This window comes from Pseudomonas fluorescens (genome assembly GCF_902497625.1).
Taxonomy (GTDB): Bacteria; Pseudomonadota; Gammaproteobacteria; order Pseudomonadales; family Pseudomonadaceae; genus Aquipseudomonas; species Aquipseudomonas fluorescens_BQ.
The window spans coordinates 53,363-79,736 of the sequence record NZ_CABVGX010000017.1 but is presented as its reverse complement, the minus strand read 5'-3'; the positions used below and the strand labels follow the sequence as shown (position 1 = coordinate 79,736).

Sequence of the window (26,374 nt, the reverse complement as noted above, 5' to 3'; positions counted from 1 at the left end):
GGCCCACGCAGTGCAGATGACTCGCGGATTTATTGGCAGCAATAAACGTGATGGTTTAACCCGGTTCCCTGGGTGCGGCCTCGTTTTTTATCGGAACGATCGGCGGACAAACTCCCTCGTCATTGAAGACTTCGGCTGTTGTCGGAGGAAGTTGAGGGCAGGAGAGATAAATCCTACGAAGGGTAAGCCTGCGTTTGTCGGTTTCTGTCGCAAATCCCCTGCGTCGGTAAATCAACAAGTCACCTCGGCTCAGCTATGATCCCATCGGTCGAAAGACATCGGCGGGGTGCATCGATAAACACGGCACATTGTGTGCTTACTGTTCCCCACGGAACGTTCATAGGTCGGCACCCCCTCCCCCGATTGAGCAGATTGCCGTATAACGAATGACTTTCGCGTGTTTGGTAATAAAGGACCCACAATAAAAGCTGATGAAGACTCCAAAACGCATTGAACCCCTGATCGAGGACGGTCTGGTCGACGAGGTGCTGCGCCCACTCATGAGTGGTAAAGAAGCAGCTGTTTATGTGGTGCGCTGCGGCAACGAGTTACGTTGCGCGAAGGTCTACAAGGAGGCGAATAAACGCAGTTTCCGCCAGGCGGCCGAGTATCAGGAAGGCCGCAAGGTGCGCAACAGCCGGCAGGCTCGGGCGATGGCCAAAGGCTCGAAGTTCGGCAAGAAAGAAACCGAAGACGCTTGGCAGAATGCTGAAGTGGCGGCGTTGTTTCGCCTCGCCGGTGCCGGCGTGCGGGTGCCACAGCCGTACGACTTCCTCGAAGGCGTGCTGCTGATGGAACTGGTTGCCGACGAATACGGCGATGCCGCGCCGCGTTTGAACGACGTGGTGCTGGAGCCGGATCAGGCGCGCGAATATCACGCGTTTCTGATTTCGCAGATCGTGCTGATGTTGTGTACCGGACTGGTGCATGGTGACTTGTCCGAGTTCAACGTACTGCTGACTCCGACCGGCCCGGTCATCATCGACCTGCCGCAAGCGGTCGATGCAGCGGGCAATAACCATGCGTTCAGCATGCTTGAGCGGGACGTGGGCAACATGGCGTCGTACTTCGGCCGGTTCGCGCCGGAGCTGAAGCAGACTCGTTACGCCAAAGAGATGTGGGCTTTGTACGAGGCCGGCACCTTGCACCCGGCGAGCGTTTTGACCGGTGAGTTCGACGAGCCGGAAGAGCTGGCCGATGTCGGCGGCATCATGCGTGAAATCGAGGCGGCTCGCCTCGATGAAGAACGCAAGCAAGCGGTACGCGCCGCAGACGATGCGCCTCCTGGCAAAGCCGAAGAACCGCCTCCACCCTGGATGCAGTGATCGGTTAAACAAAACCCGGCTTCGGCCGGGTTTTTTGTGGGTGACACTTTGCAGATTGGTGTCGACAGTGCCGGCGCTTTCGTGGGCAAGCCCACTCCCACAGGGTTTTGTGCCAGGCCTGAAGCCTTTATCCACGCTGCACCCTGTGGGAGCGGGCTTGCCCGCGAAGGCGTCGGTAGATTCGACATCTGTGCCAGAGGCACGACCTACGAAGCGCAACACCCCGACTCAAGATTTTTCAGAATCGGACAATCCGGGCGGTGATCACCCTGGCAGTGATCCACCAGATCCTGCAGCGTATCGCGCAGTTGCCCCATTTCAAGAATCTTGCGATTCAACTCGTCAATGTGCTGGCGAGCGAGCGCTTTGACATCCGCGCTCGCCCGTTGCCGATCCTGCCAAAGGGTCAGCAATTTGCCGACTTCTTCCAGTGAAAACCCCAAGTCCCGCGAACGCTTGATGAAGGCCAGCGTGTGTAAGTCATCTTCGCCGTAAATCCGGTAACCGCTGTCAGTGCGATGGGCCGTCTTCAGCAGGCCGATCGACTCGTAATAGCGAATCATCTTCGCGCTGAGTCCGCTCACCCGAGCCGCTTGGCCAATGTTCATCGGTCGTCCTCCAGGTTCTTGGGTTTCCAGGTTTTCAGCAGTAATGCATTGCTGACTACGCTGACGCTCGACAAGGCCATTGCGGCGCCGGCCAGCACCGGATTGAGGAAGCCAAACGCCGCCAGCGGAATGCCGATCAGGTTGTAGACAAATGCCCAGAACAGATTCTGACGGATTTTCGCGTAGGTCTTGCGACTGATCTCCAGCGCGGCCGGCACCAGGCGAGGATCGCCGCGCATCAGGGTGATCCCGGCTGCGTGCATCGCTACATCGGTGCCGCCGCCCATGGCAATACCGATGTCCGCAGCCGCCAGCGCCGGTGCGTCGTTTATGCCGTCGCCGACCATTGCGACCACGCCGGTATTCTTCAGCGTTGTCACCTTGGCAGCTTTGTCCGCAGGCAGCACTTCAGCGTGGACATCCTCGATACCCAGTGCTTCGGCGACCACTCGAGCGCTGCCGCGATTGTCACCCGTCAGCAGATGACTGCTGATGTGGCGCTCGCGCAATTGCTGCACCGCTTGCTGCGCGCCGGGTTTCAACGTGTCACCGAACGCGAGCAACCCAAGCACTGCCGGTGTGGGGCTTTGTTCGATCAGCCACGACAACGTGCGGCCTTCGGCTTCCCATGCGGCAGCGGATTCGGCCAGTTCACCAGCGCGCAAACCGCTTTCTTCCAACAGACGACGATTGCCCAGCGTCAGACGTCGGCCATCAAGATTGCCGGCGATGCCACGCCCGGTCAGCGACTGACTGTCCCGGACATCGGCGACGGTCAAACCGCGTTCGGTGCAGGCGTCCAGCACGGCTTTGGCCAAAGGGTGTTCACTGCCCCGTTGCAGCGCCCCGGCCATTTGCAGCAAGGCGCTTTCGTCCCCATCAATTGCACTTAAATGCGCGACGCGCGGCATACCCGAGGTCAGCGTGCCGGTTTTGTCAAACACCACCGCGCTGACTGCATGGGCGCGTTCCAGCGCTTCTGCGTCCTTGATCAAAATGCCATAGCGCGCGGCGACGCCGGTGCCGGCCATGATTGCGGTTGGCGTGGCGAGGCCAAGGGCGCATGGGCAGGCGATCACCAATACCGCAACGGCGTTGATCAGTGCTGTCTCCATGGGCGCTCCGTAGAGCCACCAGCCGATCAGCGTCGCCAACGCGATCAGCAGAACGGTCGGCACGAACACCTGACTGACTTTATCCACGAGTTTCTGGATGGGGGCTTTCGCCGCTTGCGCGTCTTCGACCAGGCGGATAATCCGCGCCAGCACTGTTTCTGCCCCCAGGGCCTGCGTCCGGACCAGCAGTCGCCCCTCACCGTTAATCGCCCCCCCGGTGACTTTATCCCCACTCTGTTTGGGCACCGGCAGGCTTTCGCCGCTGATCAGCGCTTCATCGGCGTGGCTCTGACCTTCAACCACTTCACCGTCTACCGGGAAACGTTCGCCCGGTTTGACCATGACCAGATCGTCGAGGCGCAAGGCGCTGATCGCGACGTCCTGTTCACGGCCATCGATTACTTGAATTGCGCGCTCCGGACGTAGCGCTTCCAGAGCGCGGATGGCGCCGGCGGTCTGCCGTTTGGCGCGGCTTTCCAGGTATTTGCCCAGCAACACCAGCGCAATCACCACCGCCGACGCTTCGAAATACAGGTGCGGCATGCGCCCGGCGGCGGTTGCCCATTCGTACAGACTCAAGCCATAACCGGCGCTCGTGCCCAAGGCGACTAGCAGATCCATATTGCCCGCACCGGCGCGCACGGCTTTCCATGCTGCCACGTAAAAACGCGCACCGAAGATGAACTGCACCGGCGTTGCCAACGCAAACTGGGCCCACGCGGGCAGCATCCAGTGCACACCGAACGGTTGCAGCAACATCGGCAGCACCAGCGGCAGAGCAAGGGCAATCGCCATGACCAGCGCCAGGCGCTCACGCTGCAGACGTTGCTGCTGATGATCGGTTTGCGGCTGTTCGACTTCCCAGACGCTGGCGCTGTAGCCCGCTTTGGTGACCGCGGCGATCAGGTACTGCGGATCGATTTGCCCAAGCAGCTCGAGGTGCGCCCGTTCGTTGGCCAGGTTGACGCTGACGCTTTTCACCCCTGGCACTTTGGTCAGCGCACGCTCTACACGACCGACACAGGAGGCGCAGGTCATTCCCTCGATGCTCAATTCGAGACTTTGCCGAGGCACGCTGTAACCGGCCTGCTCCACGGCATCCATCAACGCCGGCAGGCTATCGCCGGGCGCCTGAACGCGGGCCTGTTCGGTGGCGAGGTTGACACTTACCGCACTGGCGCCGCTGACTTTGCTCAAGGCGCGCTCGACGCGTCCGGCGCAACTGGCGCAGGTCATGCCGGCAATCGGCAGGTTGAACGTGGTGGATTCGGACATCGGTCGCGCTCCCTGTAGTGGATGCCTACAGGATCAACCTTGCCATGCTGGCAAGGTCAAGCGCCAGTTTTCAACTCACCGAAGAACCCGGAAGAGCTAGCTTGCTCGCGATGAAGCCAGCGCGGTCGTTAAGCGACACCCCGTTGTCGACGATCGCGAGCAAGCTTGCTCCTGCGGGTGGCCGGAGATCAGTAGTCGAGCGCAGCAGGCTTCAAATACATGCCTTCCTGCGTCATCGCGATCCGGAACTTCAGCACATCGCCGGCCTTGAGGGTGATGTTCTGCGAACCCGGGGCAAGCATGCCGGGGTTGCAACCGGGTGCCTGGCCCGGCAGCAGCTTGAGACGCAGCGAGACGTTACCCGGCGGCAGGTTGAACGATGTGCTCTGTTCCTGGAACAGCCGCGCCGACAACTGATCCTGGATGTACACGCCAATTTCGCAATTGGTCGAGACTTCCAGGCGCTCGCGGGAAATGATCAGCACGCCGTAATCCACCGGGGCAGCATGGACGAAGGGCGTAGCGGCGAAGAGGCTGAGCAAGCCAAACAGGCTGAAAGCTGACCAGCGCATGGCTGAATCTCCTGAATCGAGTCATTGATGCTCGCAGCTTGGCGGAGCGCGGCGCCGATTGCCAGCCCGGCCGTTCACGGCAGAACTTGACCTTGCCATGGTGGCAAGCTCGACACTGCACCTAACCTCATCAAAGGAGTCATCCCATGCAGTTATTCAACGTTCAAGGTATGTCGTGCGGCCACTGTGTAAAAGCCATCACCCAGGCGCTGCAAGCGCAGGATCCGGCGGCCAGTGTACGGGTCGATCTGGCGGCGAAAGAAGTCGGTGTCGAGAGCGCGCTGACGGTGGAGCAGGTGATCGCTGCGATTACTGATGAAGGCTACGAAGCTAAAGTCGTCTGACGCTGAACACTTGTTCCGTGGGAGCCGGACCGCTCCCACATCCGTGCAGGCATGTAGCGGAATTTAATAGTTAGCGACCTATCGGATGTTCAAGGCGTTGCCGCGCAGCTAGACTGTTGGGCTGCTGACTTGTCCCACTGGATGCCCGATGAATTTCCGTTCCATCTTGATACTTGGCGCCTTGAGCGCATTTGGGCCGCTGGCGATAGATTTCTATCTGCCAGCGTTCCCGACCATGGCGCTGGCATTCGGCACTGACGAAGCACACGTCCAACTCACGCTGGCGGCGTACTTCGCTGGTTTGTCGATTGGTCAGTTGCTGTACGGACCTGTGGCAGACCGCTTCGGACGCCGCATTCCGTTGCTGGCCGGCGTCGGTCTGTTCACGGCTGCGTCCCTGGCGTGCGCTTATGCACCCAATCTCGAATGGCTGATCGCTGCGCGTTTCATTCAGGCATTGGGCGGTTGTGCGGGGATGGTGATTTCGCGGGCGATTGTCAGTGACAAGTGCGATGCCGTGGGCTCGGCCAAAGTTTTTTCACAACTGATGCTGGTGATGGGCCTGGCGCCGATCCTCGCGCCCATGCTGGGCGGCTTGCTGGTCAACACCACGGGTTGGCAGTCGATTTTTCTGACGCTGACGGGTTTCAGTGCACTGGCGGCGCTGGCCGTGGCGCTGGGGTTGCCGGAAAGCATGCCTGCCCATGCGCCACGTCAGCCGTTGTCAGGTGCGCTGCGCCAATATGGTCGGCTGTTGTCAGACCGGATCTTTCTTGGCCACGCGCTGACCGGCGGCATTGCAATCGCCGGGATGTTCGCCTACATCACCGGTTCGCCCTTCGTCTTCATCAAACTCTATGGCGTGCCGGCTGAACACTTCGGCTGGCTGTTCGGCACCAATGCGGCGGGTTTCATTCTGGTGGCGCAAATCAATGCACGCTTGCTCGCAAAGCGTGGCCCGGCATTCCTGCTGGTGCGCGCTGTGTGGGTTTACCTGGCGGCTGCGCTGACCTTGCTTATAGTCAGTTCGCTGCACACGAAACAACTGTGGCCGCTATTGGTGCCGTTGTTCATCTGCATGGCCAGCCTGGGCTGCATTCTGCCCAACGCCTCGGCCTGTGCGATGAACGGCCAGGGCGCACGTGCCGGGAGTGCGTCGGCGATGCTTGGTTGCCTGCAATTCAGTGTTGCTGCGGGCGCCGCCTGGCTGGTGGGTTTTTTGTTCGACGGCACGGCAGTACCGATGGCCATGGTCATCAGCCTGTGTGCAGTTGTGGTGGTGAGCGCGGCGATGCTCACCCGGCGTCTGCAAAATGCCCGGGCGCTGCTTCAAGCCCAGGTTTGAAGAGGGACTCAACCAGCGGCGCGCTGCTGATCGGGAAACTGATGAGGGGCGCGCAGACGCGCTTCAAGGGTGCGGGTGAAGGCGCGAGCTTCGGCTTCGCTGCGGAATGTCACCGAATGCTGATCCAGGCGGACCTGCCATTGAGATTTTGCCAATTCTTTTATCAGGATCTTCATTGCTGACCTCCCTTTGCGTAAAAGATTGTCTTGCAGAGGCTCCGATTGTAGACCCGAATACCCTTGCAGTTGTGACAGAGGTCAACCTTCGGACTGACGGCAGAACATTGCAAGCTTCGCCGGCTTCTACGGGTTCAACTGTGGGACAAATCCGTAGGAACTGGCAAAGCCCGCATCTTTCGATCCTCAGAAACCCTCAAGCACAATCTTGCCCTTCGACTTGCCGCTTTCCAGCAGTTCATGTGCGCGGCGCAGGTTGACCGCGTTGATCGTTCCGAAATGCTCGCCGACCGTCGTCTTCAATGTACCCTCGTCGATCAACTGCGCCACGCGATTGAGCAGGTGGTGTTGCTCGATCATGTCCGGCGTTTCAAACAGCGACCGGGTGTACATGAACTCCCAATGCAGCGACAGGCTCTTGCGCTTGAGCTTGGTCACGTCCAGTGATTTGGGATCGTCAATCAGCGCCAGTTTGCCTTGTGGTGCCAACGCTTCCACCAGTTGATCAAGGTGATGCCCTGTTTCGGTCAGGCTGGCAACGTGCGTCACCTGATCGACGCCGGCGCGCTTGAGCTCCTCGCTCAGCGGTTGGCTGTGATCGATGATCAGATCGGCGCCCAGCTCGCGCACCCAGCTCTGTGTCTGCGGGCGCGAAGCGGTGCCGATCACTTTCAGCCCGGTCAACTGGTGCGCCAGCTGAGTCAGGATCGAACCGACGCCGCCGGCAGCACCGACAATCAACAAACTTTGCCCTTCATCAGTTTTACCCTCGCGAACCTGCAGCCGTTCGAACAGCAGTTCCCACGCGGTGATCGAGGTCAGCGGCAGCGCGGCGGCTTCGGCGAAACCGAGGGTCTTTGGCATATGGCCGACGATTCGTTCATCGACCACGTGCAGCTCGCTGTTGCCGCCGGCACGGGCGATGGAGCCGGCGTAATAGACCTTGTCGCCAGCCTTGAACAAGGTCACTTCACTACCGACTGCCTTGACCACACCGGCGACATCCCAGCCCAGCACCTTCGCAGCGCCATCTTCCGGCTGGACGTTCTGGCGAATCTTGGTATCCACCGGGTTGACCGAGATGGCCTTCACTTCCACTAACAGTTCGCGCGGCCCGGCGACCGGCGAAGGCAGCTCGATGTCTTGCAGGGACTTTTCGTCGCTGATCGGCAGCGAGTTGTAATAGGCAATGGCTTTCATGAAGAATTCCTGGACGGTAATGGAAGAAGGGTTCAGGCCACCGAGCGCAGGCGCTTGAGCTCGAAGTGTTGAAGAAAGGCGTCAGCCTTGGCGCGAAAATTCTGGATGTGCGCACTGGCGTCGTGGGCTTGCAGAGCCTCGTCGCTGCTCCACTGCTCGATCATGTAAAAGGCCAGCGGATTTGCCAGGTCCTGATGCAGATCGTATTGACCGCATCCGGCTTCAGCCCGGGTTGGCTCAACCAATGCGCGCAGGTGCTGTGCGAGAGCCTCTTGCTGACCCGGTTTGGCAATTAGGGTGGCGATGGCAGTAAAGGCTTGAGACATGGCTGGCTCCGATTGTGCAGGTGATTTAATGATGCAGGGGATGATTAGCTATTTCACCGCAAGATAAAACCCGCTAAAAGAGCAGTCTCTTTCAATATTTTTTTGATAATCAGGGGCTGGACGATGCTGCGTTTCGATGACCTGCATTTATTTGTTCGCGCGGCAGACCTTGGCAGCCTGTCGGCAGCGGCGCGGGTCATGGACATGTCCGCCGCGGTAGCCAGCGCGGCATTGAAGCGCATCGAACAGCAACTGGGCGCGCGCTTGCTCGCTCGTTCGACGCGCAGCCTGCGTCTGACCGCTGAAGGCGAGGGATTTCTCGAATATGCCCGGGCCGCCTTGGGGAATCTGGAAGAGGGCCGTCGTTTGTTGAAGAGCGGCCAGGATCAGGTCAGCGGCATATTGCAGCTATCCGCACCCTCGGATTTCGGTCGCAATGTGCTACTGCCCTGGCTGGACGAATTCCAGCGTGAGCATCCAAAACTTACGGTGCGCCTGTTGCTCGGCGACCGCATTGCCGACCTCTTTCGCCAACCGGTGGACATTGCCCTGCGGTACGGCGAGCCAGAGGATTCAAGCCTGGTAGCCTTGCCAATCGCCGCGCAAAACCGCCGTGTCTTGTGTGCGGCACCTGGTTACCTGGCTCGGCACGGTGAGCCGCGGCAGCTGGAGCAACTGGCTCAGCACAACTGCCTGCTGTTCATGCTGGGCAGCCGGGTTCACGATCGCTGGAGTTTTCACGATGGCAAGCGTGAAGTCGGCCTGACCGTCAGTGGTGATCGCTTCAGTGACGATGCCGACGTGGTGCGTTTATGGGCGCTCGCAGGCGCGGGTATCGCTTACAAATCCTGGCTGGATGTTGCAGCTGATGTACTGGCCGGTCGCTTGAAAATTTTGCTGCCGGAACTGCAATGCGAGCGAGCTCCTCTGAATCTCTTGTGCGCTCATCGCGCACAGTTGAGTAAGCCAGTGAACCTTTTGCGTGAAATGCTTGCCAGCCGATGCGCTCTATTAAGTAGTCAGTTCTCGCCTTTCTCGGCGATTGCTCCTTAGTCGCAGGTAAATAGCGAAATTTCTCTCAGAAACTATCACCACCAATGGTTTCCGGAGGGCAGGAACCGGTGGGCAACAGGCTTATACTGTGGACCGCCCTCATGTGCGGATTGCCGATTCACCAGGGCGCGTCAGTGATTGACGGACAATCTTTGCGGCGATTATCAATTCCTTCGCGAAGCTGCAGAGCGCTCGCCTGGGTATGCGATGGCTTTGCCCGATAAACGGCGGTTTTCCCGTCTTGGCCGAAGACACATTACTGGTCAAGATGCTCTCCGAGCAGCAGACGAAACGATTCAACAGGGAGTGAATACATGGAACATGCACCTTGCATCAGCCAGATTGCCACGTTGCTGGCTGACCCAAAGCGCAGCGCAATGATGTGGGCCTTGATGGATGGCTCTGCGCGGCAAGCCGAAGAGCTGGCGCTCCTGGCCAGGCTTTCACCCTCTTCGGCCAGTGCACACCTGGGGCGTTTGTCCGCCGGAGGTCTGTTAAAAGTCGAAACCCGCGGTCGCAAGCGATTCTTTCGCCTGGCTGCCCCTGAAATCGCCATCGCCATTGAGGCACTGGCGAGTGCGACCATCGCCAGCACGCCACAGGATATTCCGGATGTGTTCAGGCGTACTGCCCCCATTCCTGTCCCGAAACCTCAGGCTGCACCTTCTTCATTGCTGCGCGCCCGGCTCTGCGACGATCATCTGGGCGGCACCCTGGCCGCAGACCTTTATCAGCGTTTGCTGGAGGCTGGCTGGATCGAGCAGTTCGATCGGCGCGTGTCGATCACCCATAAGGGCGCCACGCAACTGGCGAACCGAGGCGTGTATGTTCAAGCGTTGGCACACACCAGCAGCAAATCAGCGTGTGCGTGTCCTGACTGGAGTGAAAGACGGCCGCACATGGGCGGGTCATTGGGTGCGGCGCTGCTGCAATTGTTCATGCAGTCGGGCTGGCTGAGCTTGCCGAACGATTCGCGAGCCTTGCAAGTGACTGCGACGGGGCAGCGGGAAATTCACCGCTTCGCCAAAGAGACCGAGCTCGAGATGGCTTAGCCTTTGAAACGTTGCCACGCTCTGTCCGGCAATCGGGACGCTTTGCGTTCCGACCTCAGAGCGCGGCTATGCTCGGTGACTAGTTAGATCGATCTAAGGTTTGATCAATCTGGCATCCAGACTGTTCTGCGCCAGACGCTTGGCCTGGTCCTGAGTCATGCCCAGATCGGTATACAGCGCATGGAAGTTCTCGGTGACATAACCACCGAAGTACGCCGGGTCATCGGAATTCACGGTGACCTTCACCCCACGCTCGAGCATGTCGAGGATGTTGTGCTGCGACATGTGATCGAACACGCACAGCTTGGTGTTGGACAACGGGCATACAGTCAGCGGGATTTGTTCGTCGATGATCCGTTGCATCAGGCGTTCGTCTTCAATGGCGCGCACACCATGGTCGATTCGCTGGATTTTCAGCAGATCAAGCGCTTCCCAGATGTATTCCGGCGGGCCTTCTTCACCGGCGTGTGCAACCGTCAGGAAGCCTTCGTCGCGGGCACGATCAAACACACGCTGGAACTTGCTCGGCGGGTGACCCATTTCCGAACTGTCCAGACCCACCGCGACAAACGCATCGCGGAACGGTAGCGCCTGGTCGAGGGTTTTTTCAGCTTCTGCTTCGCTCAAGTGGCGCAGGAAACTCAGGATCAAACCGCTGGTGATGCCCAGTTGCTGTTCGCCATCCTTCAACGCTGCGGCGATACCGTTGAGCACCACCTCGAAAGGAACGCCACGGTCGGTGTGGGTTTGCGGGTCGAAGAACGGTTCGGTGTGAATCACGTTCTGCGCCTTGCAACGCAGCAGGTACGCCCAGGTCAGGTCGTAGAAATCCTGGGAGGTGCGCAACACGTCGGCGCCCTGGTAATACAGGTCGAGGAATTCCTGTAAATTGTTGAAGGCATATGCCCCGCGCAGCGTTTCGACATCGTTCCACGGCAGGGCGATCTTGTTGCGTTCAGCCAGGGCGAACAACAGCTCGGGCTCCAGCGAGCCTTCCAGATGCAGGTGCAGTTCTGCCTTGGGCAGGGCGTTCAGCCAGTCGTACATATTCTTTTCTCATCAGGTGCAGATGACGGCATTCTACAGGTGCTCGTCGAAACAATTGGCAAAACCTGACCAGCCGGTTCAGGCATCAGCGGATCCCGTGGCAAGGGTGCCATAGCCGCGATGTGGGTGGGTCCGGGTGATGTTGATCCGAAGTTTTTGATCGGCAGGCCGGGCGAAGGAGCGTTGCGCTTGGTGGAGCCCGGCGTCGATCGCTCAAACCACCCCGGTAATCCTGGGATTTCCACTTCTGATCGATCACGCTCCGGTTCGCCAGAATGTAAATGCCGCGCTCAGTCGTTGACGATCAAAGTCAGCACCGCTTTGGGCCCGAAATACGCCATGTCTGATGCGTTGCCGACGGCAAACACGCCTCGCTTTTCGGCGGCCTGAATCGGTGCCGGGCTGTCGCTGTGCTGGAACGCTACATTCACGCCTTGATCCATCAGCACGTTGGCGGCATCGGTTTCCTTGTCCGGATCGAACCACGAGTTGACCCATGCCAGCTTCATTTCTGTGCCCGGGTTCTTGTCCTGCTGGTCAACGATCGGGCCGATATAAACGAAACCGATTTTCAGCGGGTCGGTGACACTGGCGTTCAGGCTGGCACTCAGACCGATGGCCGCCGCAACGGCGCACAGCCATTGTTTCAACGGACGTTCATGCATGAACTCGAACTCCATTTTTTTGTGACCGGTGGAGCCAATGCAAATTGCTGACCAACAGGACGACTGTCATTGCGAAACCGCGTAGCGGTCTTCGTGGGCAAGCCTTGCGCGTGCAAAGCGCCGCAGCTTCCTGTGGGCGAGCTTGCTCGCGCAGAGGACTGCACAGACCGATAAAAGTGCACGCGCCAACCCGCTGCCTTCCACTGGTGCGCGAAGATGTAACGAAACGTTAGCGTCGCACCGCAGTCAGTAGCTCATCACACTGTTTTCGCTTTACTCGGCAAGAAGGCCTGCAATGCTCTCACTCATCAAGCAAGAAAAATTTCTCCTGTTGGCCCTGATCGCCGCGTTCGTCGCCTATCCGCTGGAGCACTGGTTACTGCACAGCGGGCAGGCAGTGGCGCTGGTAGGCGGGCTGGTGCTGATCGGCTTCATCGTCGCGGCGTCCATGCGCGTCGCCCATCACGCGGAATTGCTCGCGGAAAAAGTTGGCGACCCCTATGGCACGATGATTTTGACGCTGGCGGCTGTGCTGGTCGAAGTGGTAATCCTGGCGATCATGATGAGCAACGAAGCCTCGCCGACGCTGGTGCGGGACACGATCTATTCGGCGGTGATTTTCTAGACACACCCCTCTTTGGTGTCAAAGCCCTTAGGCTTTGACCTGCTCTTGCTCTTGCTCTTGCTCTTGCTCTTGCTCTTGCTCTTGCTCTTGCTCTTGCTCTTGCTCTTGCTCTTGCTCTTGCTCTTGCTCTTGCTCTTGCTCTTGCTCTTGCTCTTGCTCTTGCTCTTGCTCTTGATGGGGAAGATTAAGATGTGTATTTGATTGGGAGTGCTCTTGCCTTGTCCTTCCTGACACACCTCTATCTATGGCATACCCCGGAAGCCCGGAGATTTTCCTCAGCTCGTGTTTGTGACTCTGCTTGAGGTCTAAGGATGACTTGCTGTGTGGGGAGCATCCTTGCCGCGAGTTCATACAAGATCAGCGACACGCGGCTACCTGTCAGGCATTTGGCTGGGCGGAAAGAAATGGCGTTACGTATGTGACGAACTCAGCATGAGGAGTGCGATGCTCATTCCACCTTGGAGGGTTTGAGGCCGGTCGATAACGTAAGTCGCATGTCGTGATCATCAACCGCTCCTTGGCACGTGAAACACCCACAAAGAAGCCGCAACGCTCCTCTTGGACTTTGCCCCAAAATGTCTGTGTTTCTACACCGATCATAATTACAGAGTGGAATTCCAATCCTTTACTTTTATGAATCGTCAGAAAACGGACTGCTTGATCGTTGGAGAACAGATCAAGTGCTTTGAGCAAATCCGGTTCTTGCTCGAGCAGTTTCTCAATTTGCTGTCTCGTGTTCTTGATAACCTCGTTCAATCTGGCTTTTGCTTCGTAGTCAGAAGAAAGGGTGGTCAGCACGGGTAGGCCGATATTCTTTAGGAACTTCATAGTTAGCTCCCACCATCCTGAATAAGGCGCGTCAGATCGGGCCAATTTTTTCACTTCCTTGCGCTGGGCAAGATAGAGGCGCTCGAAGTTTCTCTGGAGCTCAGACTCACCGTCCTCGTCATTAAATGAAACCAGTTGCTCCATCAAATTGATCCACGCCTTCGGTTCTCGCTCCCGATACAGGCATGATAGGTAGTCAATAATTAGGCGAGCGGCGGGCTCATTAACTAGATCTTGAGACTCATGCTCGTTGCGATAGGGAATTCCTCTGGCTGCCAGTTGCTCCATGAGGGGGGTGCCGTAGAGGTCTATCTGCCTGGGAAAAAGAATCGCTATTTCTGGTAGGGGTATTTTCTCTACATCTATCCACTTCTGGATGATGTTGGCCAACGCGGCTGCTTCGCTGTGACTGTTGTCGTAGTTTCGAGCGAGGAGTTCGCCGTCGTTTCCAATGATCAGGTCATCTGCCATCACCGCAGCAGGATCAAGTGTTCGAATGATCTCGTTCTGCATCCGCAAAAGCCGAGGCTTAGATCGGAAGTTTCGATATAGATTGAGTGGTCGGGCGTCGAAGTCCTTTGCGTAGTCTATAAATATGCCATCCAGTGCTCCCGCCCAGCCCATAATTTTCTGTTTGGTGTCACCGACGGCGGTCAATCGAATTGGCTTATTCATGAAGACAAGCTTCAGCAGTGCGTACTGCTCAGTAGTGCAGTCTTGGAACTCATCAAGGAATACATCAGCGTAGGTCTGACAAATTGCATTTCTTGCAACCACTGAATTGCTCAAGATCTTCGTTGCGAGAGGTATGAGCTGCGCGAACTTAATTTGTTTGCCTTGAATTGGTTCGTCGCCTATGGAGTAGTTTGGCTCAAGAGAGTCCCCGCCCGTGAGCACGGGTCTAAACCTATCAATGATGCGCTTGGCGAAGCCGTGAAAGGTGTAGCTGTCGAAGCGTGCAGCCAGATCAAGTCCGCATCTGCGACGAATCCGTTCCTTGAGGTTTATGCTCGCATCGACCTTGAAGGAGATCGCCAGTATTCGCTTGGGGTATCGGCAGTTTCCGGTGCGTAGCAAAAAGTCTGCCCGCTGCGCCAGAACCTCCGTTTTGCCTGCGCCTGGGCCTGCGGTGAGCGCGAGCGACTTTCCAAGCTCCCTCACAGCGAGAAGGGCGTTTGTTTCCAAGGTCAAGCCATCGGCGACTTTCCATACATCCGCGCTGATCATTCTGGGATGTCCTCCAGCGCCGCGATGATTGCATTGGCCAAACGATCTAACGAAGGAGGAAGAGCCTTTAGCAGGTCTTCATCAGTGAGCTTTGCAAGGGCAGAGATGTGTGCTGCCGGTTTGCTACCTAGTTTGAACTTGGAGTGGTAGGTGCCAAAAAGTTGCTGTTCCGCTGCATTGTATTGGTCGGACTTATGATGACTCTTGCCTAGGACGGCCTTAACAGTCGACTCATCCGGATCGCTTAGCGATACATCATATGCATTTGGGTAGGCGAGCAACATTGAGAAGTCCAAATCCATGGGCTCTGAGAAGAAAACTCCGCGCTTCTCCAGCTCGACAAATACGCTCACTTTTCCTTCTTCAAACCAATGGTGGGTTCGAACCGGGAGATCATCATTCCACTTGGCTATATTCCAAGCGGGAAGCTTTTTCTCTGGAGCAAATTTTGCAAGTTGATTATTGACGTTGGTTACACGTCCCCACCCACCTTGATGTCGTGCAACGTCGAGATCAAGTAGGGTTACATAGGGCGTCTCCAGCGCGGATAGCAACCTCCAAAAATGGTTGACGTGACGACCACCCAGTGGCGCGATGGTCACCGCCGACTCATCAACAGGCGCACCTTTCGCCTGAAGAATTCTCGGAAGAACAATTTCTTCGCTGTCTCCCTCACCCAGTACCACTAGCCGGGAAAAATAGACTTCCGGAAAGGCCTGTACAGCCTCTCGGACAAACTTATGAGCTTCATCTTCCTTGTCGGGTAGGGCTATACAGGTAACTTTGGTGGCGCGGTTCGCAGCAAGGCGTAGATAGCGGATGTTCTCAGGATCCACGCGGCGGAGCATGGATGGAGCATGCGTGGCGATGATTGCCTGGGAGTCTGCCCCCCCAATTGAGCTATTGAGGGCGTTAACGATGCGCCCTAGGTAATGAGGTGAGAGGCTGTTTTCAGGTTCCTCCACTGCGATCAGCGTAAATGACGGTGGCTTCAGTTTGTCAGCGTCGAAAGAAACGTCCTTACCAGTTAGGACTGCACGCCCGATGGCGTGAGAGGACAACACCAGTGATAGATAGAGCATCGACTTCTGTCCATCGCTGAGGCGAGAGAAGTCGACTAGATTCTCGTCGTGCCCTGGTGAGAACGACACTGACATGTGTCTGAGAAGCGACTCAATTTCGGATGTGACGAAAGTGAGCTTGGGGTCGGTGAAAAAGGTGCCCCTGTGAAGTCGCTTCCACATCAAATTCAGGCTTTCACTGAATGCACTTACTGATTGGTTTCCTGACAAGCATTCGCTGATTTCGTCAGTGAGTCCTTTGATCCGTTCTCGGTCGTCTTCCCAATTTACGGCTCGTAGCAAGCGTCCGAGCAGGGCATTAGCGCCATAGGTTATGTGGTCGGCAGGGTCTCGTCTGGCGGGGAGGTAATGCATTTGAATTGTATTGCGATGCACTCGAGTGACTACTGCGGTCGACAATGGGTTGGCGTCTTTATCAACATCGAGGACAAAAACTAGGTTCTCTTCAATGTCCCCATCAATCCCCATCGTTGCGCTCAATCGATATCTAGCGCGCGGGATCCCTTCGGCTGTGTCCAATCGCATATGAGCGAAGTGCGGGGCCACGGTAGAGTTGTCCTCGTCCTCTAGAAGCTCTGGGAATTCGAAATCCGCTTCCAGCCACAGACTGCGCTCCTCAGGTACCAAATCCTCATCAGCAGGCACATGGAAGTCGGATCGCTTGATTCGACGGAGGCTTGGATCAAAGGCAAACAACCTGCAGAGCGCTTGCAGGACTGCTGTCTTTCCAGAGCCATTAGGGCCGATAAGGTAGGTGACATCCTCGAATGTGATTACCGTAGGCTCATTGCCGAAGGATTGAAAATTACATAGCCGAATACTCTGCAGCTTCATTGCTCACCGCCCATCGTCCAGGATGTGTACGTACCGCGTCTGCTGACTCGGTTCGCGTCGCCGACAGCCGAACGGCTCGGATATCGCTGACTTAGAATAGGCGGTTTGATCTAAAAGATGTTAGTAGGCCAGCATTCAGTAAAGATTATTTGGTGCGGTCTTGAAGGCTCTGTTGCAGATCGCCTAGCTATTGATGAACGGCATGGTGTGTCCATTGTCTAGAAAGGTGCTCACCGTAACCCGATGACGACAGGGTAATCCTGAGCCTACGGAAGGAGTGTACGCGGGGCATTAGCGTGGGTATGCGTGAGGTGCTCGGGGGAACAGAATAAATCAACGTAAGGAGCCTTAAATGGCCGGCAGTAGCTTGTTCGCGTTATTGGATGACATCGCCACGCTGCTAGACGACATCTCGCTCATGAGTAAAGTCGCTGCAAAGAAATCGGCTAGCGTCCTGAGCGACGACCTTGCTGTGAATGCTGAGCAGGTTACCGGCATGAAAGCAGATCGAGAGCTACCGGTGGTTTGGGCTGTTTTCAAGGGGTCGTTGAGAAATAAAGCAATCCTGGTGCCTTGTGCATTGGTGCTGAACGCACTGCTGCCTGCTGCGGTTCACTGGCTGCTCATGATTGGTGGGGCATATCTCTGTTATGAGGGCTTTGAGGCTATCAAGGACAAGCTCACGGCTGGTCGAGACGATGACACAGGGCAGCCAAAGAAAACGAAGCCTAAGGCGCCTGAAGAGCTTGCAGCTTATGAAAAGCGGAAGATTGCAGGGGCTGTTCGAACGGACTTCATTCTGAGCGCCGAGATCATCGTCATCACCCTAAATATCGTTACTGATGCCCCGATGCTCCAACAGATTTTGACGTTAGCGCTGATCGCGGTGGTCATGACAGTGGGCGTTTACGGATTGGTTGCGGGGATCGTCCGCTTGGATGATGCCGGCCTTATTCTCCAGAAGTCTAAAGCTGCCGGTACATGGGGTTCTGTGGTGCGAACTGTCGGGGGATGGCTGCTGTCGGCTGCTCCGAAGCTTATGAAAGCATTATCCTGGATCGGAACTGTGGCAATGTTCCTGGTCGGGGGGGCGTTCATTACAGAAGGCATCGGGCCGATGCAGCACTTTGCTGAGAGACTGGTCGAAGGGGCAGGGGCGTGGGAAACCTTCGCAACTTTAGGCATTCACTGCCTGGTAGGCGCGCTCGTAGGTATGGTTGCCGTACTTGTGGTCAAAAGCATCACATCCATCACTGGAAGTAAGGCTTAAAGCTAGCTCTCATCGACGATGTTGAATCTGGAATCGCATACAACCTTACTTCGTAAGGAATCGCTGGGTTCAGCGCCGTTGATCCCATAACAGCGTTTGGCATAAGGTGATTCAAACTGGCGTTTTAAGCCTGAAAAGTAGGGCAGTGGGCCGAGGGAGGAGCATTGGCTAATGCTAATGTCCTGCTTCTCTAGCCCTCATATCATCCGTTATGACCTTGATCATCTTGAAATACTCTGCTCTACCTTGGATTGCTTCTGGAGTAGATTCAATTTCTAGATTTGCCATATGGACAGCAGGATCTATGACGTAATGGCTCGCCTGCATATAGTTCTTGATGGCTGGGATAATCCAGCATGCGGGATAGAAACGGAGAATTCCATTACCAGCTTTCTGAATCATACCGACCCAGGCAACCTGGTTGGATTTAGGCATTAGGTTAGAAACCATCCCGCCACTCATTCCATTCATTTCTGAGTGCGTGATCTGACTAAAAAAACGCAGGAGGGGGGCTGATCCTTCGAACTCACAAACACCGTGAAAGATATGCTTATTGATCACTGTCGAGCAGTTGTAGTCATCGCCATACGGATACTCAATCGGGTTTTCATCTATTGGGTAGCCAGAGGCTACCAATAACATGCCGTCATACAAATCGCTTACAGCTACGGCTATACGGCCATTCGTGCCATCTAGGTCGATGAATTTATCGGGAAAACGGAATAGCGAGGATGAAAGCTCGATCAGCACGATGTCTTGCATGTCGATACAGGGACTATCTGCCGTTATCAGCTCACCGATACGCCAGCCGCGCATTGGGAATCCCATACCCTCTATTCCTTCCCAACCTCTCTTAGCAAAGAGGTGAGTGAAGAACGGCGACTCGTTTTGTGCCGCCTCGTAGTTCTCATCTAGAACGTGTTGAGCCGTCAGGAGAAAAAATTTCTGCTGGTACTTGATCAGTATACCTGTCCCGCCTTTGCTATAGACCATATCGGCGTGATACCGGCCAAGCTCTTCAATAGGCTGAGAGCAATGGGTGAATATAAGCCTTCTCACAGACTGAATTACGTTGCTCTGAGACGTATTCTCGTAGAACCGATTTAGCTTTCGTGCTGGAATTTTAATGTTTTAACTTCCTGTATCGCAGGGTGGAAATTTGTTGCGGTTACGGAGCTTGAAGCTCCGTCTGCATGTCAGCGACATCGCCCCATTTTCTAGCCAAACCGCTCTTGAATATCACAGCCAAATAAACCTCCAGCCAACGGTTAGCCAGCTTTCCAAGGCAGATCCACCGGCAGGTTAATTTGCAAGCTGCTAGCCGCTACGCTCAGATTTGCGGTGGTCTCCGCAACCATCTGAACCTGAAACTCGGCACCTGCATATCGCTCCAAAAGTGGCGCACGCGTCAGTAATACTCGAACGCGAGCCTTCAAGCGCTGCCCCTCTGGATGCCCACAAGCGATCAACCTGCCTATGCGTCCCATTACTCGACGCATCTCCTTTTCATCATCAGTGGACAGATGACCTGAATTACCCTCGACGCGATCCTCCAGCTGTTTCACGGCGGCGCGGATAGCCAATCGGTGTTTTTTGGGAAGCCCCGTTATTGGCCCGCTCACCACTAATCCGGTCACGGTGACGGCGTCAGCTTTATCGCCAGTAATCAATGCTTGCCCGCGCTTACGAACATGCAGCTTGCTTCGCTTCTGCAGGCAGCCTTTCTGACCGAGCATCCATGTGACAGAGGCAATAACTTGGGTGGTAGTAGCTTGATCAATACGAGTTTTGCAAGAAACAGTGATGTCATCTGCGAAGCGCGAATACGCCAGTCCCTGAGCTTTAAAGCGAGTGACGAGCGCCGGCTCGATATCCCAAAACACTAGGTTGGCCAAGTAGCTACTTGTACTCGCCCCTTGTGGAACCTGGCCCTCACGAGTAACTAGATCCGCAAGCAGAGTGGCTACATCTGCGGAGAAACGGAAGAGACCCACGAACAAGCGATGAATGTGCTCGTTTGTAATTGACGGGAAGAAATCAGCGATGTCCTGAAGGATGACTGTCTTGGCGCCGGTATGAACCCGAGCGTTCGAGTAAATGCTGCGGGGTAGCTTGGGATCTCTGATACCGCCGTGCAGGTATCCAGGGAACGCAACCTTGCTGAGGATCCGATCCACGATCTTGCGCTGGATCGTCTTCAGAGGCTCATGAGCATCATAGGTATGTCTGGGTGTTATGCCGTCTTTTTTTGTTTGCGGGACATATCGATAAAGGCGAGAGCTACGATGAGCAAGTGCGATTAGCCTCTCGACAGGCTCTCCGAGAGCACGTGCTAAGGCGCTGATGCTGTGGATAGGGCTATGAGGATAGAACGGAGCATCCATGTCCAAGCTTCCGTTGATGGGCCGGCCCCGAAGAACCGGCCCCTCTGAATTCGAATGATGTGGTTTGTTGTGTCATGGGAGGTTCTCAATAAATGGAATCACCACTGTCTCGACAAAATCCCAGCCCTCAACAGCCTTTTCCCATAACCAGATGCATAGACGAATACGTGCGATCCACTTGAGCAGGGTTACTGCCTTCGCCTTTACCCACGCAATCCGACTCGCTTTAGGTTCTTGAGATGGAGCTATCTCGATGACACGAGCATCTTCACTGTTGTGCATAGACTGACGCGCCTTGCGGCGCGCTAGGTTCTTTAAATTAACCATGACTGATGTTCCCAACGACAGGCGAAATTGCCCCGCCGCCAAGCATTCCGGGCCGAAAGGAACGCTGAAGATGCCACTACAAACCACAGTTCTGCTTATCAAGTCCCTTGATAAGCCGTCCGCCGCATTACCGCCGCATCACATTTCGCCTCAACGCATCAAACGATCAGAGACAAACCCTTGGATCACCTTTGGGATTGCCCTAGGCGCTAAGCACTGAGGAGCGATGGGCAGCACCAACCTGCGCGGCGAAGAAAGCCAAGGCGAACACCAAGGCGACCAGTTTCCCGGTCAAAAACCGCAAGCCCAAATTTCAGTCATATTTAAAGAGCACTTGGGTGGTAGCACCCAACAGATTCAGTATTTATCAGAATAAACAAACCGGCGACAACTGTTATTTGTTGCAAGAGTTGTTTTTCGTCTAAGTCGTATTTTTGACTATATAAAGCGTCAAATTTAAGTGTCGCTCGTATTAACGCCACCTAGGAAATTTAGCATCTTTCGAGTTGTCGAGTTGGGCTCGTTGACCTATGATCCCACTAGGCGGTGATGGTCGCCTGGCGCCTGTTTCGCGAAGCAATAGCCCATCTGTGACACCCTTCAGTTTTACATCGGCATGTCCCTAACCAGACGCTGCCCGGTGAACAGGCAATCGGACACCTAAGCGTCGTAGATTTAGGAACCATTGCCATGTCTGATTTTTCCCCGCTAAACATCTTTAAATCCCAAGCTAAACAGCTTGCTCGTGATCAGGGCCTGAAGCTTTCTGTCGCTCAAGAAACCCTTGTGCAAAAAGCGGGCTTCGCTGATTACCATGAGTTTTCTGTCGTCGCCCAACGGAACCTCAAGGATCCGCGTCTGATGTTGGCCGTTTTTGGGATCAAAGACTTTTCCCAAGCGATCCATGAAGATGATGTCTACGCCAACCTGGATCTAGAATTGGAGGATCAGCTCTCCGGCGCGATTGCGGATACCAATGCGAGTGGATTCACTATTGATGCTCTTGAAGTTGAAACCGCTGACTACAGCGACGCAACCGGGAAGCTTTCTTTAGAGGTTTCCCTGACCTACCAGGGGCAGCAAGATCAGGAAAGGATGTATCACGGTGCAGCGTTCTATCTCAAAGCCACGGTCGAATTGCTACGCCGTGATGGTATATGGCTGCTTGTTGAGAAAGGCGTGGTCATCTCCAGCGGTGAATCTGATGCTGACCGCGACCGCAGATCTGAGCAGGAGTATTGGGCAACCGTGGAAGAAGCCCGGAGTAGTAACCGGATGTCCATGGCTCAAGCGCTTGCTATTGAGCTGGGGATATCTGTCGATGACGCCGAGCTTTTGTCCGGAGCAGAGATCACCACTAACGAATCGGATGACGGGCTCGTATATAGCTACTGGATCAATCTCGAACCGGAAGCTGAAGGCGAGCTGAGGGCAGACCTGCTTGCGCGATTCGGCTCTCTGGAGTACGAGCTAGACCCAAACTTCTTCGATGATGTTGAGCACGAGTTCTGAGATCAATGAGGTGGTGGCCAGCTGAAAGCTGGCCATTCAAAACAATCCCACTCATATTTCTGCTCACAAAAAATGGCTCCTCTTGACCGGATTTACCTATCTTCTGGCCGACAGCCAGCAGATGGTGATCGACCTTTCGTGAGCGTTCCACGCGGCAGATTCTGCCCATGCGTTGAAGGGTGTGGGAGCGCTTCGATCCTGTCCACGGGAGACACCATCGACGCTTCACGTCGTAACAAGAAACCGGCCCGGTAGACCGGCTTTCTGAGTCATTTAAACTTTACGAACTGGGGATGAGCTTGCTGAAGGTAGTCTTTGACAAGACCCGTGATGAACTGATGGCCTTCATCAATCGTCATTGATACCTGCGCGGGCTGTTGCATCATTTCTTGAAAGCCGTGCCTAGCATCGAACCCGTTCAAACTGAAATTGTTGGCTGAACAGGTGAATTTCTTCTCTTTTCGCTTGCTTCTAAAAGCCTTTAGACCCTTCCGCCTTTCCCATGTCTCAAGAGTGTCCAGTATCTTGTAGTAGGTGATCCAACTGCTGTCTTGGTCGAGAAATTTGAGGAAGAGGTAAATATCCTCATGCTCAGCGGCCAGCATCATAAGGCTGATTTTCTGTGATGTGCCAAGAGCCTTCCTGAGATCATCGGCCCAAGCTTGGCTGGAGACAGCAGGCTTGGTAAGCATCCCCGGAATGTTCCTTTTTTCTTGCCTAGTGAGCTCGCCCCCCTCAAGCAGGATCTTGTAGATACTCAGCTTGTATGGTTCGCGCTCCAACAGCGTCGATGCACCATTGAAAAGACTCAAAAGCTCATAGGTGATCTGCCAGACTCCTTCCTGAGTTTGACCCTCGAACAGATTTGAATTAAATCGGAAGTCGTCGTTAGGGCAATCGTTCCAGTCATCTACTCCCCCCCAGAGCCTGAAGTAATTGATGCTGTGCCCCCATGTGCAAAGCTGCCTGATCTCCTGCGGGTCGCCGTTGAGCAACACTTCCCAATCACCTTGCATTTGCATCAGATCCCTCCAAACTTGAGAACCAGATGCTAGCAAAAAAAGCAGTCAGTAACCGGCCCTCCTGGGCTCCCAAAGTTATCCGTAGCTGGCAACCGGAGATGATTGATCAAGAGCATCCCGTTTCCCGAAGCACATTGGATTGGATGCGAGCTATCTAACCGCGCACCTTGAAATCAGGCTTCGGTCTGGTGTTGTTTGGTTAGGTGAGATGCCACCTGAGCAGTCATGGTGCAGGTCGCAGCTGGTGAGGGATGTGAAGCCTTCCTCTCATCGTAGGCTGCATTCCGTCGCTCAGCTTAATGTGCCCACATAGGGTCATTAAGCCTAAAAATTGTGGTTAATGTGCCGTATTAGGGACATTTGCCTGGCTCGTCACACGGGGCATATCCACAGCGCTCGGCGTCCAGACGGCGGTTAATACTCTTAGTCGCTAGGCTCATGACGAGCCCAGCGCAACGTAGCTATCGACATGAATTGCCTAATAGCCAACGCACCACGTTCATTTCTGGCTTTCGACCCTGGCACGGTCAGCGCTGCCTCTACCTTGGCACGACTTGCTTCGTACATTGCAAATGCGTTGAACTCAGAATCAAGCAGTACCAAGAGCACAGTATCAAAGGGTTGTCGTAGATCAATTGCACCCATACGGCCCGTAATCTTTTGCGGGTTCAGGATACAGCGCCCCTTGATCTGGATTCTCGCGACGCCAACTTCCAGCGTCTCTGTAGCGTCGTAACCTGCCTGCCTTACAGGATGTAGTAACAGGCCGAGTCTAGTGGCAGCTTCGTACTCTGCGATCTCGCCTGTCACGCCCAGCGGCTTGCCGGTCAGGCGATAGAATCTACGCGCGAGCACCTTGGCCTCTTTCAAGATCTCTAGGATTTCATCCTGGATCAATACAGCCTGCTGAGGTTCGTTGCCATGACTGAGTTCAGTCATCTGCAAACGCCTCGAGCGCAGTGAGCAGCTTGGCAAGCTCAGTCAGGTTGGCTGCAGTCACGATGTCATATTCTCCTCGACTACTCAGCCGATACACCTCTCGAGCCTTTTTGACACGTTCCAGCAGAGGGACGACTATGCCTGACGCCCTTTCCAGAAACTCGTTGATGTCAGCCCGTGTCTGAGGAATTTTGTAGCCTTTGGCCGCGCTTGTGATAATCACGTCCGAATCGCGAAGCTTGGCGATGCCGCTGGAGCGGATCCTCTGGTCGTTGATATCTCCGAAGCCGCTATCTTTTAGGTGGCCGACTATTTCTGCGGTTGGCACGTAGTCTTTGGTGACGAATTCGCTTTGGAATCTCAGGAACCGCAAGATGCTCAGCTGCAGGCGCTCATCCTCATTAGGGTGCTCACCAGCCCGTTCGCTAAAAAGGTCAGCCTGGCGGAGAGCTTCTTGGTGTACCTGGTAGTCTGCATACCCAGATTCATCCGCCGGCGGCGGCAGAAGAGACTGGTACTTGGATGGCCACTCAAGCATTCCAAGGGTCAGGCTTCGTAGAATCTTTTTGTAGGCAAGAACTGCTTCTTCCGATGCTTTCTCTTCGTAGATCTGAGCGACTGAGCCAGCAAAAAAATCTGCAACCTGAACCAAGACGTTGTCCTTACTGGCCATCGTCTGGAAGGCATCTTTATCGCCAAATAGGTCATCGACGAACCGTTCTGAAACGTAGCTTTTGAGGCTCTCCTGAAATTCCTGGCCACCATGCTCGTCTACGATCATCTGGAGGTCTGGGTATGCGCGGAACAAACGTTCATAGAGCAACCCATTCACATATTTTATGAATGAGGTCTTGAAACGAAGGCCACCGTCTTTGCGAATTTGGGACTTATCAACGACGGTGAAATAGAGCCTGAATGGCAGATCGGCTAGCTCGTTTAGGATCCGGGCACGGCGATCTGAATCCTTGGGCTTAAGATTGCTGGATTTGATCTCGCCCGTTTGAAAATGCCGCTCGCGGAGTGCTTCAGCTTGGGCATAAGCAGCCTCCAGGTCTTTCTCTGCCACTAGAATGGAGCAGACGATGAAGAAGCCCGAGCTTCCACCCTTTGACGTATCTAGGTCGGAATTCCCGGACTCATCCACGAAGGCATATGTTCTGTCCATGAGCTTGCTCCATCAACAACGTACTGAGCGCGGCGGGTCGCCCAATGACAAGGTGGCGAACTTAGTTCGTCGCAGTGGTAGTGCCTGGAGCGGGGCCTTCGCTGAACGTGTAGTTGATGACCACGTCATTTCGGATCAAGACGTCGAGGGTCTTCTGAGTGCCCGTAGTCGTCACCTTCATGGTGACCACGTAGCTTTGGGCATGGGCTGAGCCATTGGTGTAGGTGTAGATCCACTTTTCGTCAGTCTCGCTGACAGCACTCTTGGCGTAGGGCTCACCGAATAGAGATTTCAACTCAGAAGTGGTGGTTTTGCCTTTGGTGATGCTCGCTACACTGGCCGACGGAAAGTCTCGTCCTGCGGTGTAGTGGGACGTAGCGCAACCGCCAAGTGCGACGCAGATCCCCATTACTGCGATGAGCTTTTTCATATCCTTCCTTGATCGTAGAAAGCTCCAAATCTAGCTGGCATCGGGGCTAAAAGCCATCACCCAGGTGATCAGCTACTTTCGTGCATTCGCAGATAAGGCCTTGCACATGTAGCAAGCCGAGCCAGGGCAAAGCCCCCTGAACTGCTCCGTCTGAGAAATTAGAGGCGGCGCAGAATCTCGTTGATTGACTGCATAGCCCTGCTGTTCAAAAAAGCCTGATGCAGTTGTTGTCAGCAAATGAAATCGAGCGATTCCCTGCTCGGCAGCTATTGCTTCAATGACTCGAAGCACTTCAGCCCCAACCCCTTTCGATCTGTATGCCGGCTCTACGACCATGGAGCGCAGCAATCCATCTGTCCCATGCGTTTCAAACCCTCCCCATCCAACAGTCTCACCATCCCGTGTGAACTCAAAAAAGGTTCGGCCTGGAAGATCAATATCGTCTGCTGGAAGGTCAGCAAATTTCAGCGCATCGCGAAAGCGCTGCGACTGCCCTCCGGCTATTTCCGTTGCCTGGATCATCATATCCCCCTCCATCCTCTCATCTCCGTTATGCCGATACGCATGGAGCGTAAGGGCACATGCCGAAACAGCAGACATCATATTCGCTTTACCGAATATTCGCC

Annotated in this window: 26 protein-coding genes and 2 pseudogenes; 9 read left to right on the top strand and 19 right to left on the bottom strand. The window is 55.3% G+C overall.

Annotation, left to right across the window (positions count from 1 at the left end; translation table 11 throughout):
• Positions 1–431 precede the first annotated feature (431 nt).
• Positions 432–1,325, top strand: coding sequence for a PA4780 family RIO1-like protein kinase (locus F8N12_RS12660; RefSeq protein WP_150580718.1), 894 nt, complete (start codon positions 432–434; stop codon positions 1,323–1,325).
• Positions 1,326–1,531: 206 nt separating this feature from the next.
• Here the strand turns inward: F8N12_RS12660 and cueR are convergent, their stop codons facing one another.
• The 3 genes from cueR to F8N12_RS12645 form a co-directional block, all read right to left on the bottom strand.
• Positions 1,532–1,933, bottom strand: a complete 402-nt coding sequence (cueR, locus tag F8N12_RS12655) for a Cu(I)-responsive transcriptional regulator (RefSeq protein ID WP_150580717.1) — start codon at positions 1,931–1,933, stop codon at positions 1,532–1,534.
• On the bottom strand, positions 1,930–4,323 hold the full coding sequence (locus F8N12_RS12650) for a heavy metal translocating P-type ATPase (protein WP_150580716.1): 2,394 nt from the start codon (positions 4,321–4,323) through the stop codon (positions 1,930–1,932). Before F8N12_RS12650 ends, cueR begins: the two co-directional genes overlap by 4 nt.
• Before the next feature lie 188 nt (positions 4,324–4,511).
• Positions 4,512–4,895 (bottom strand): hypothetical protein, encoded by a 384-nt coding sequence (locus tag F8N12_RS12645; RefSeq protein WP_150580715.1) that lies wholly within the window; start codon positions 4,893–4,895, stop codon positions 4,512–4,514.
• Between the two features lie 146 nt (positions 4,896–5,041).
• On the opposite strand from F8N12_RS12645, the gene F8N12_RS12640 reads away from it, so the two are divergent.
• Positions 5,042–5,239 (top strand): heavy-metal-associated domain-containing protein, encoded by a 198-nt coding sequence (locus tag F8N12_RS12640; protein WP_150580714.1) that lies wholly within the window; start codon positions 5,042–5,044, stop codon positions 5,237–5,239.
• A 148-nt stretch (positions 5,240–5,387) separates the two neighbouring features.
• Positions 5,388–6,584 (top strand): multidrug effflux MFS transporter, encoded by a 1,197-nt coding sequence (locus tag F8N12_RS12635; RefSeq protein ID WP_150580713.1) that lies wholly within the window; start codon positions 5,388–5,390, stop codon positions 6,582–6,584.
• A gap of 8 nt (positions 6,585–6,592) precedes the next feature.
• Here the strand turns inward: F8N12_RS12635 and F8N12_RS27625 are convergent, their stop codons facing one another.
• The 3 genes from F8N12_RS27625 to F8N12_RS12625 form a co-directional block, all read right to left on the bottom strand.
• A complete protein-coding gene (locus F8N12_RS27625) occupies positions 6,593–6,760 on the bottom strand; it encodes a hypothetical protein (RefSeq protein WP_191623161.1) in 168 nt (55 codons plus the stop codon).
• A 186-nt stretch (positions 6,761–6,946) separates the two neighbouring features.
• On the bottom strand, positions 6,947–7,960 hold the full coding sequence (locus F8N12_RS12630) for a zinc-binding alcohol dehydrogenase family protein (RefSeq protein WP_150580712.1): 1,014 nt from the start codon (positions 7,958–7,960) through the stop codon (positions 6,947–6,949).
• A 32-nt stretch (positions 7,961–7,992) separates the two neighbouring features.
• A complete protein-coding gene (locus F8N12_RS12625) occupies positions 7,993–8,286 on the bottom strand; it encodes a putative quinol monooxygenase (protein ID WP_150580711.1) in 294 nt (97 codons plus the stop codon).
• Between the two features lie 123 nt (positions 8,287–8,409).
• Here F8N12_RS12625 and F8N12_RS12620 point away from each other — a divergent pair, with 123 nt between their 5' ends.
• Together F8N12_RS12620 and F8N12_RS12615 are read left to right on the top strand one after the other, a co-directional pair.
• A complete protein-coding gene (locus F8N12_RS12620) occupies positions 8,410–9,339 on the top strand; it encodes a LysR family transcriptional regulator (RefSeq protein WP_150580710.1) in 930 nt (309 codons plus the stop codon).
• Between the two features lie 314 nt (positions 9,340–9,653).
• Positions 9,654–10,391: an ArsR/SmtB family transcription factor gene (locus F8N12_RS12615; protein ID WP_150580709.1), complete on the top strand. Its 738-nt coding sequence runs from the start codon at positions 9,654–9,656 to the stop codon at positions 10,389–10,391.
• Positions 10,392–10,484: 93 nt separating this feature from the next.
• On the opposite strand, the gene F8N12_RS12610 is transcribed toward F8N12_RS12615, so the two are convergent.
• Together F8N12_RS12610 and F8N12_RS12605 are read right to left on the bottom strand one after the other, a co-directional pair.
• Positions 10,485–11,438: an adenosine deaminase gene (locus F8N12_RS12610; protein ID WP_150580708.1), complete on the bottom strand. Its 954-nt coding sequence runs from the start codon at positions 11,436–11,438 to the stop codon at positions 10,485–10,487.
• Positions 11,423–12,103: pseudogene (locus tag F8N12_RS12605) on the bottom strand (BMP family ABC transporter substrate-binding protein). The gene F8N12_RS12610 and the pseudogene F8N12_RS12605 overlap by 16 nt, the downstream one beginning before the upstream one ends.
• Before the next feature lie 295 nt (positions 12,104–12,398).
• On the opposite strand from F8N12_RS12605, the pseudogene F8N12_RS12600 reads away from it, so the two are divergent.
• Positions 12,399–12,722: pseudogene (locus F8N12_RS12600) on the top strand (calcium:proton antiporter); the annotation flags it as partial.
• 33 nt (positions 12,723–12,755) lie between these two features.
• Here F8N12_RS12600 and F8N12_RS27620 read toward each other — a convergent pair.
• From F8N12_RS27620 to F8N12_RS12590, 3 genes are all read right to left on the bottom strand, one after another.
• A complete protein-coding gene (locus F8N12_RS27620; RefSeq protein WP_191623160.1) occupies positions 12,756–12,962 on the bottom strand; it encodes a hypothetical protein in 207 nt (68 codons plus the stop codon).
• A gap of 144 nt (positions 12,963–13,106) precedes the next feature.
• Complete coding sequence (locus tag F8N12_RS12595) at positions 13,107–14,783, bottom strand: UvrD-helicase domain-containing protein (RefSeq protein ID WP_150580707.1); 1,677 nt, start codon at positions 14,781–14,783, stop codon at positions 13,107–13,109.
• On the bottom strand, positions 14,780–16,699 hold the full coding sequence (locus tag F8N12_RS12590) for an ATP-dependent nuclease (RefSeq protein WP_150580706.1): 1,920 nt from the start codon (positions 16,697–16,699) through the stop codon (positions 14,780–14,782). The genes F8N12_RS12595 and F8N12_RS12590 overlap by 4 nt, the downstream gene beginning before the upstream one ends.
• Before the next feature lie 352 nt (positions 16,700–17,051).
• On the opposite strand from F8N12_RS12590, the gene F8N12_RS12585 reads away from it, so the two are divergent.
• Complete coding sequence (locus F8N12_RS12585) at positions 17,052–17,969, top strand: DUF808 domain-containing protein (protein ID WP_150580705.1); 918 nt, start codon at positions 17,052–17,054, stop codon at positions 17,967–17,969.
• Positions 17,970–18,143: 174 nt separating this feature from the next.
• Here the strand turns inward: F8N12_RS12585 and F8N12_RS12580 are convergent, their stop codons facing one another.
• The 3 genes from F8N12_RS12580 to F8N12_RS12570 all read right to left on the bottom strand — a co-directional run bounded on the left by F8N12_RS12580 (position 18,144) and on the right by F8N12_RS12570 (position 20,680).
• Positions 18,144–18,962 carry a hypothetical protein gene (locus tag F8N12_RS12580; protein WP_025857584.1) on the bottom strand — a complete coding sequence of 273 codons (819 nt, stop codon included), beginning with the start codon at positions 18,960–18,962 and terminating at the stop codon, positions 18,144–18,146.
• Between the two features lie 275 nt (positions 18,963–19,237).
• Positions 19,238–20,353 carry a reverse transcriptase family protein gene (locus F8N12_RS12575; RefSeq protein ID WP_053177954.1) on the bottom strand — a complete coding sequence of 372 codons (1,116 nt, stop codon included), beginning with the start codon at positions 20,351–20,353 and terminating at the stop codon, positions 19,238–19,240.
• A gap of 72 nt (positions 20,354–20,425) precedes the next feature.
• Positions 20,426–20,680 carry a hypothetical protein gene (locus F8N12_RS12570; protein WP_025857582.1) on the bottom strand — a complete coding sequence of 85 codons (255 nt, stop codon included), beginning with the start codon at positions 20,678–20,680 and terminating at the stop codon, positions 20,426–20,428.
• A gap of 226 nt (positions 20,681–20,906) precedes the next feature.
• On the opposite strand from F8N12_RS12570, the gene F8N12_RS27615 reads away from it, so the two are divergent.
• Together F8N12_RS27615 and F8N12_RS12565 are read left to right on the top strand one after the other, a co-directional pair.
• Positions 20,907–21,056 carry a hypothetical protein gene (locus tag F8N12_RS27615; protein ID WP_191623159.1) on the top strand — a complete coding sequence of 50 codons (150 nt, stop codon included), beginning with the start codon at positions 20,907–20,909 and terminating at the stop codon, positions 21,054–21,056.
• A gap of 314 nt (positions 21,057–21,370) precedes the next feature.
• Complete coding sequence (locus F8N12_RS12565; protein ID WP_150580704.1) at positions 21,371–22,192, top strand: hypothetical protein; 822 nt, start codon at positions 21,371–21,373, stop codon at positions 22,190–22,192.
• A gap of 269 nt (positions 22,193–22,461) precedes the next feature.
• Here the strand turns inward: F8N12_RS12565 and F8N12_RS12560 are convergent, their stop codons facing one another.
• From F8N12_RS12560 to arsN2, 5 genes are all read right to left on the bottom strand, one after another.
• On the bottom strand, positions 22,462–23,214 hold the full coding sequence (locus F8N12_RS12560; protein ID WP_150580703.1) for a hypothetical protein: 753 nt from the start codon (positions 23,212–23,214) through the stop codon (positions 22,462–22,464).
• A 423-nt stretch (positions 23,215–23,637) separates the two neighbouring features.
• Positions 23,638–24,153, bottom strand: a complete 516-nt coding sequence (locus F8N12_RS12555; protein ID WP_150580702.1) for a hypothetical protein — start codon at positions 24,151–24,153, stop codon at positions 23,638–23,640.
• Entirely contained in the window at positions 24,146–25,318 is a 1,173-nt protein-coding gene (locus F8N12_RS12550; protein WP_003395053.1) for a DUF3800 domain-containing protein, read from the bottom strand. The genes F8N12_RS12555 and F8N12_RS12550 overlap by 8 nt, the downstream gene beginning before the upstream one ends.
• Positions 25,319–25,379: 61 nt before the next feature.
• Entirely contained in the window at positions 25,380–25,748 is a 369-nt protein-coding gene (locus tag F8N12_RS12545; protein ID WP_086792951.1) for a hypothetical protein, read from the bottom strand.
• A gap of 72 nt (positions 25,749–25,820) precedes the next feature.
• On the bottom strand, positions 25,821–26,270 hold the full coding sequence (gene arsN2, locus F8N12_RS12540) for an arsenic resistance N-acetyltransferase ArsN2 (protein ID WP_224787702.1): 450 nt from the start codon (positions 26,268–26,270) through the stop codon (positions 25,821–25,823).
• Positions 26,271–26,374: the final 104 nt, after the last annotated feature.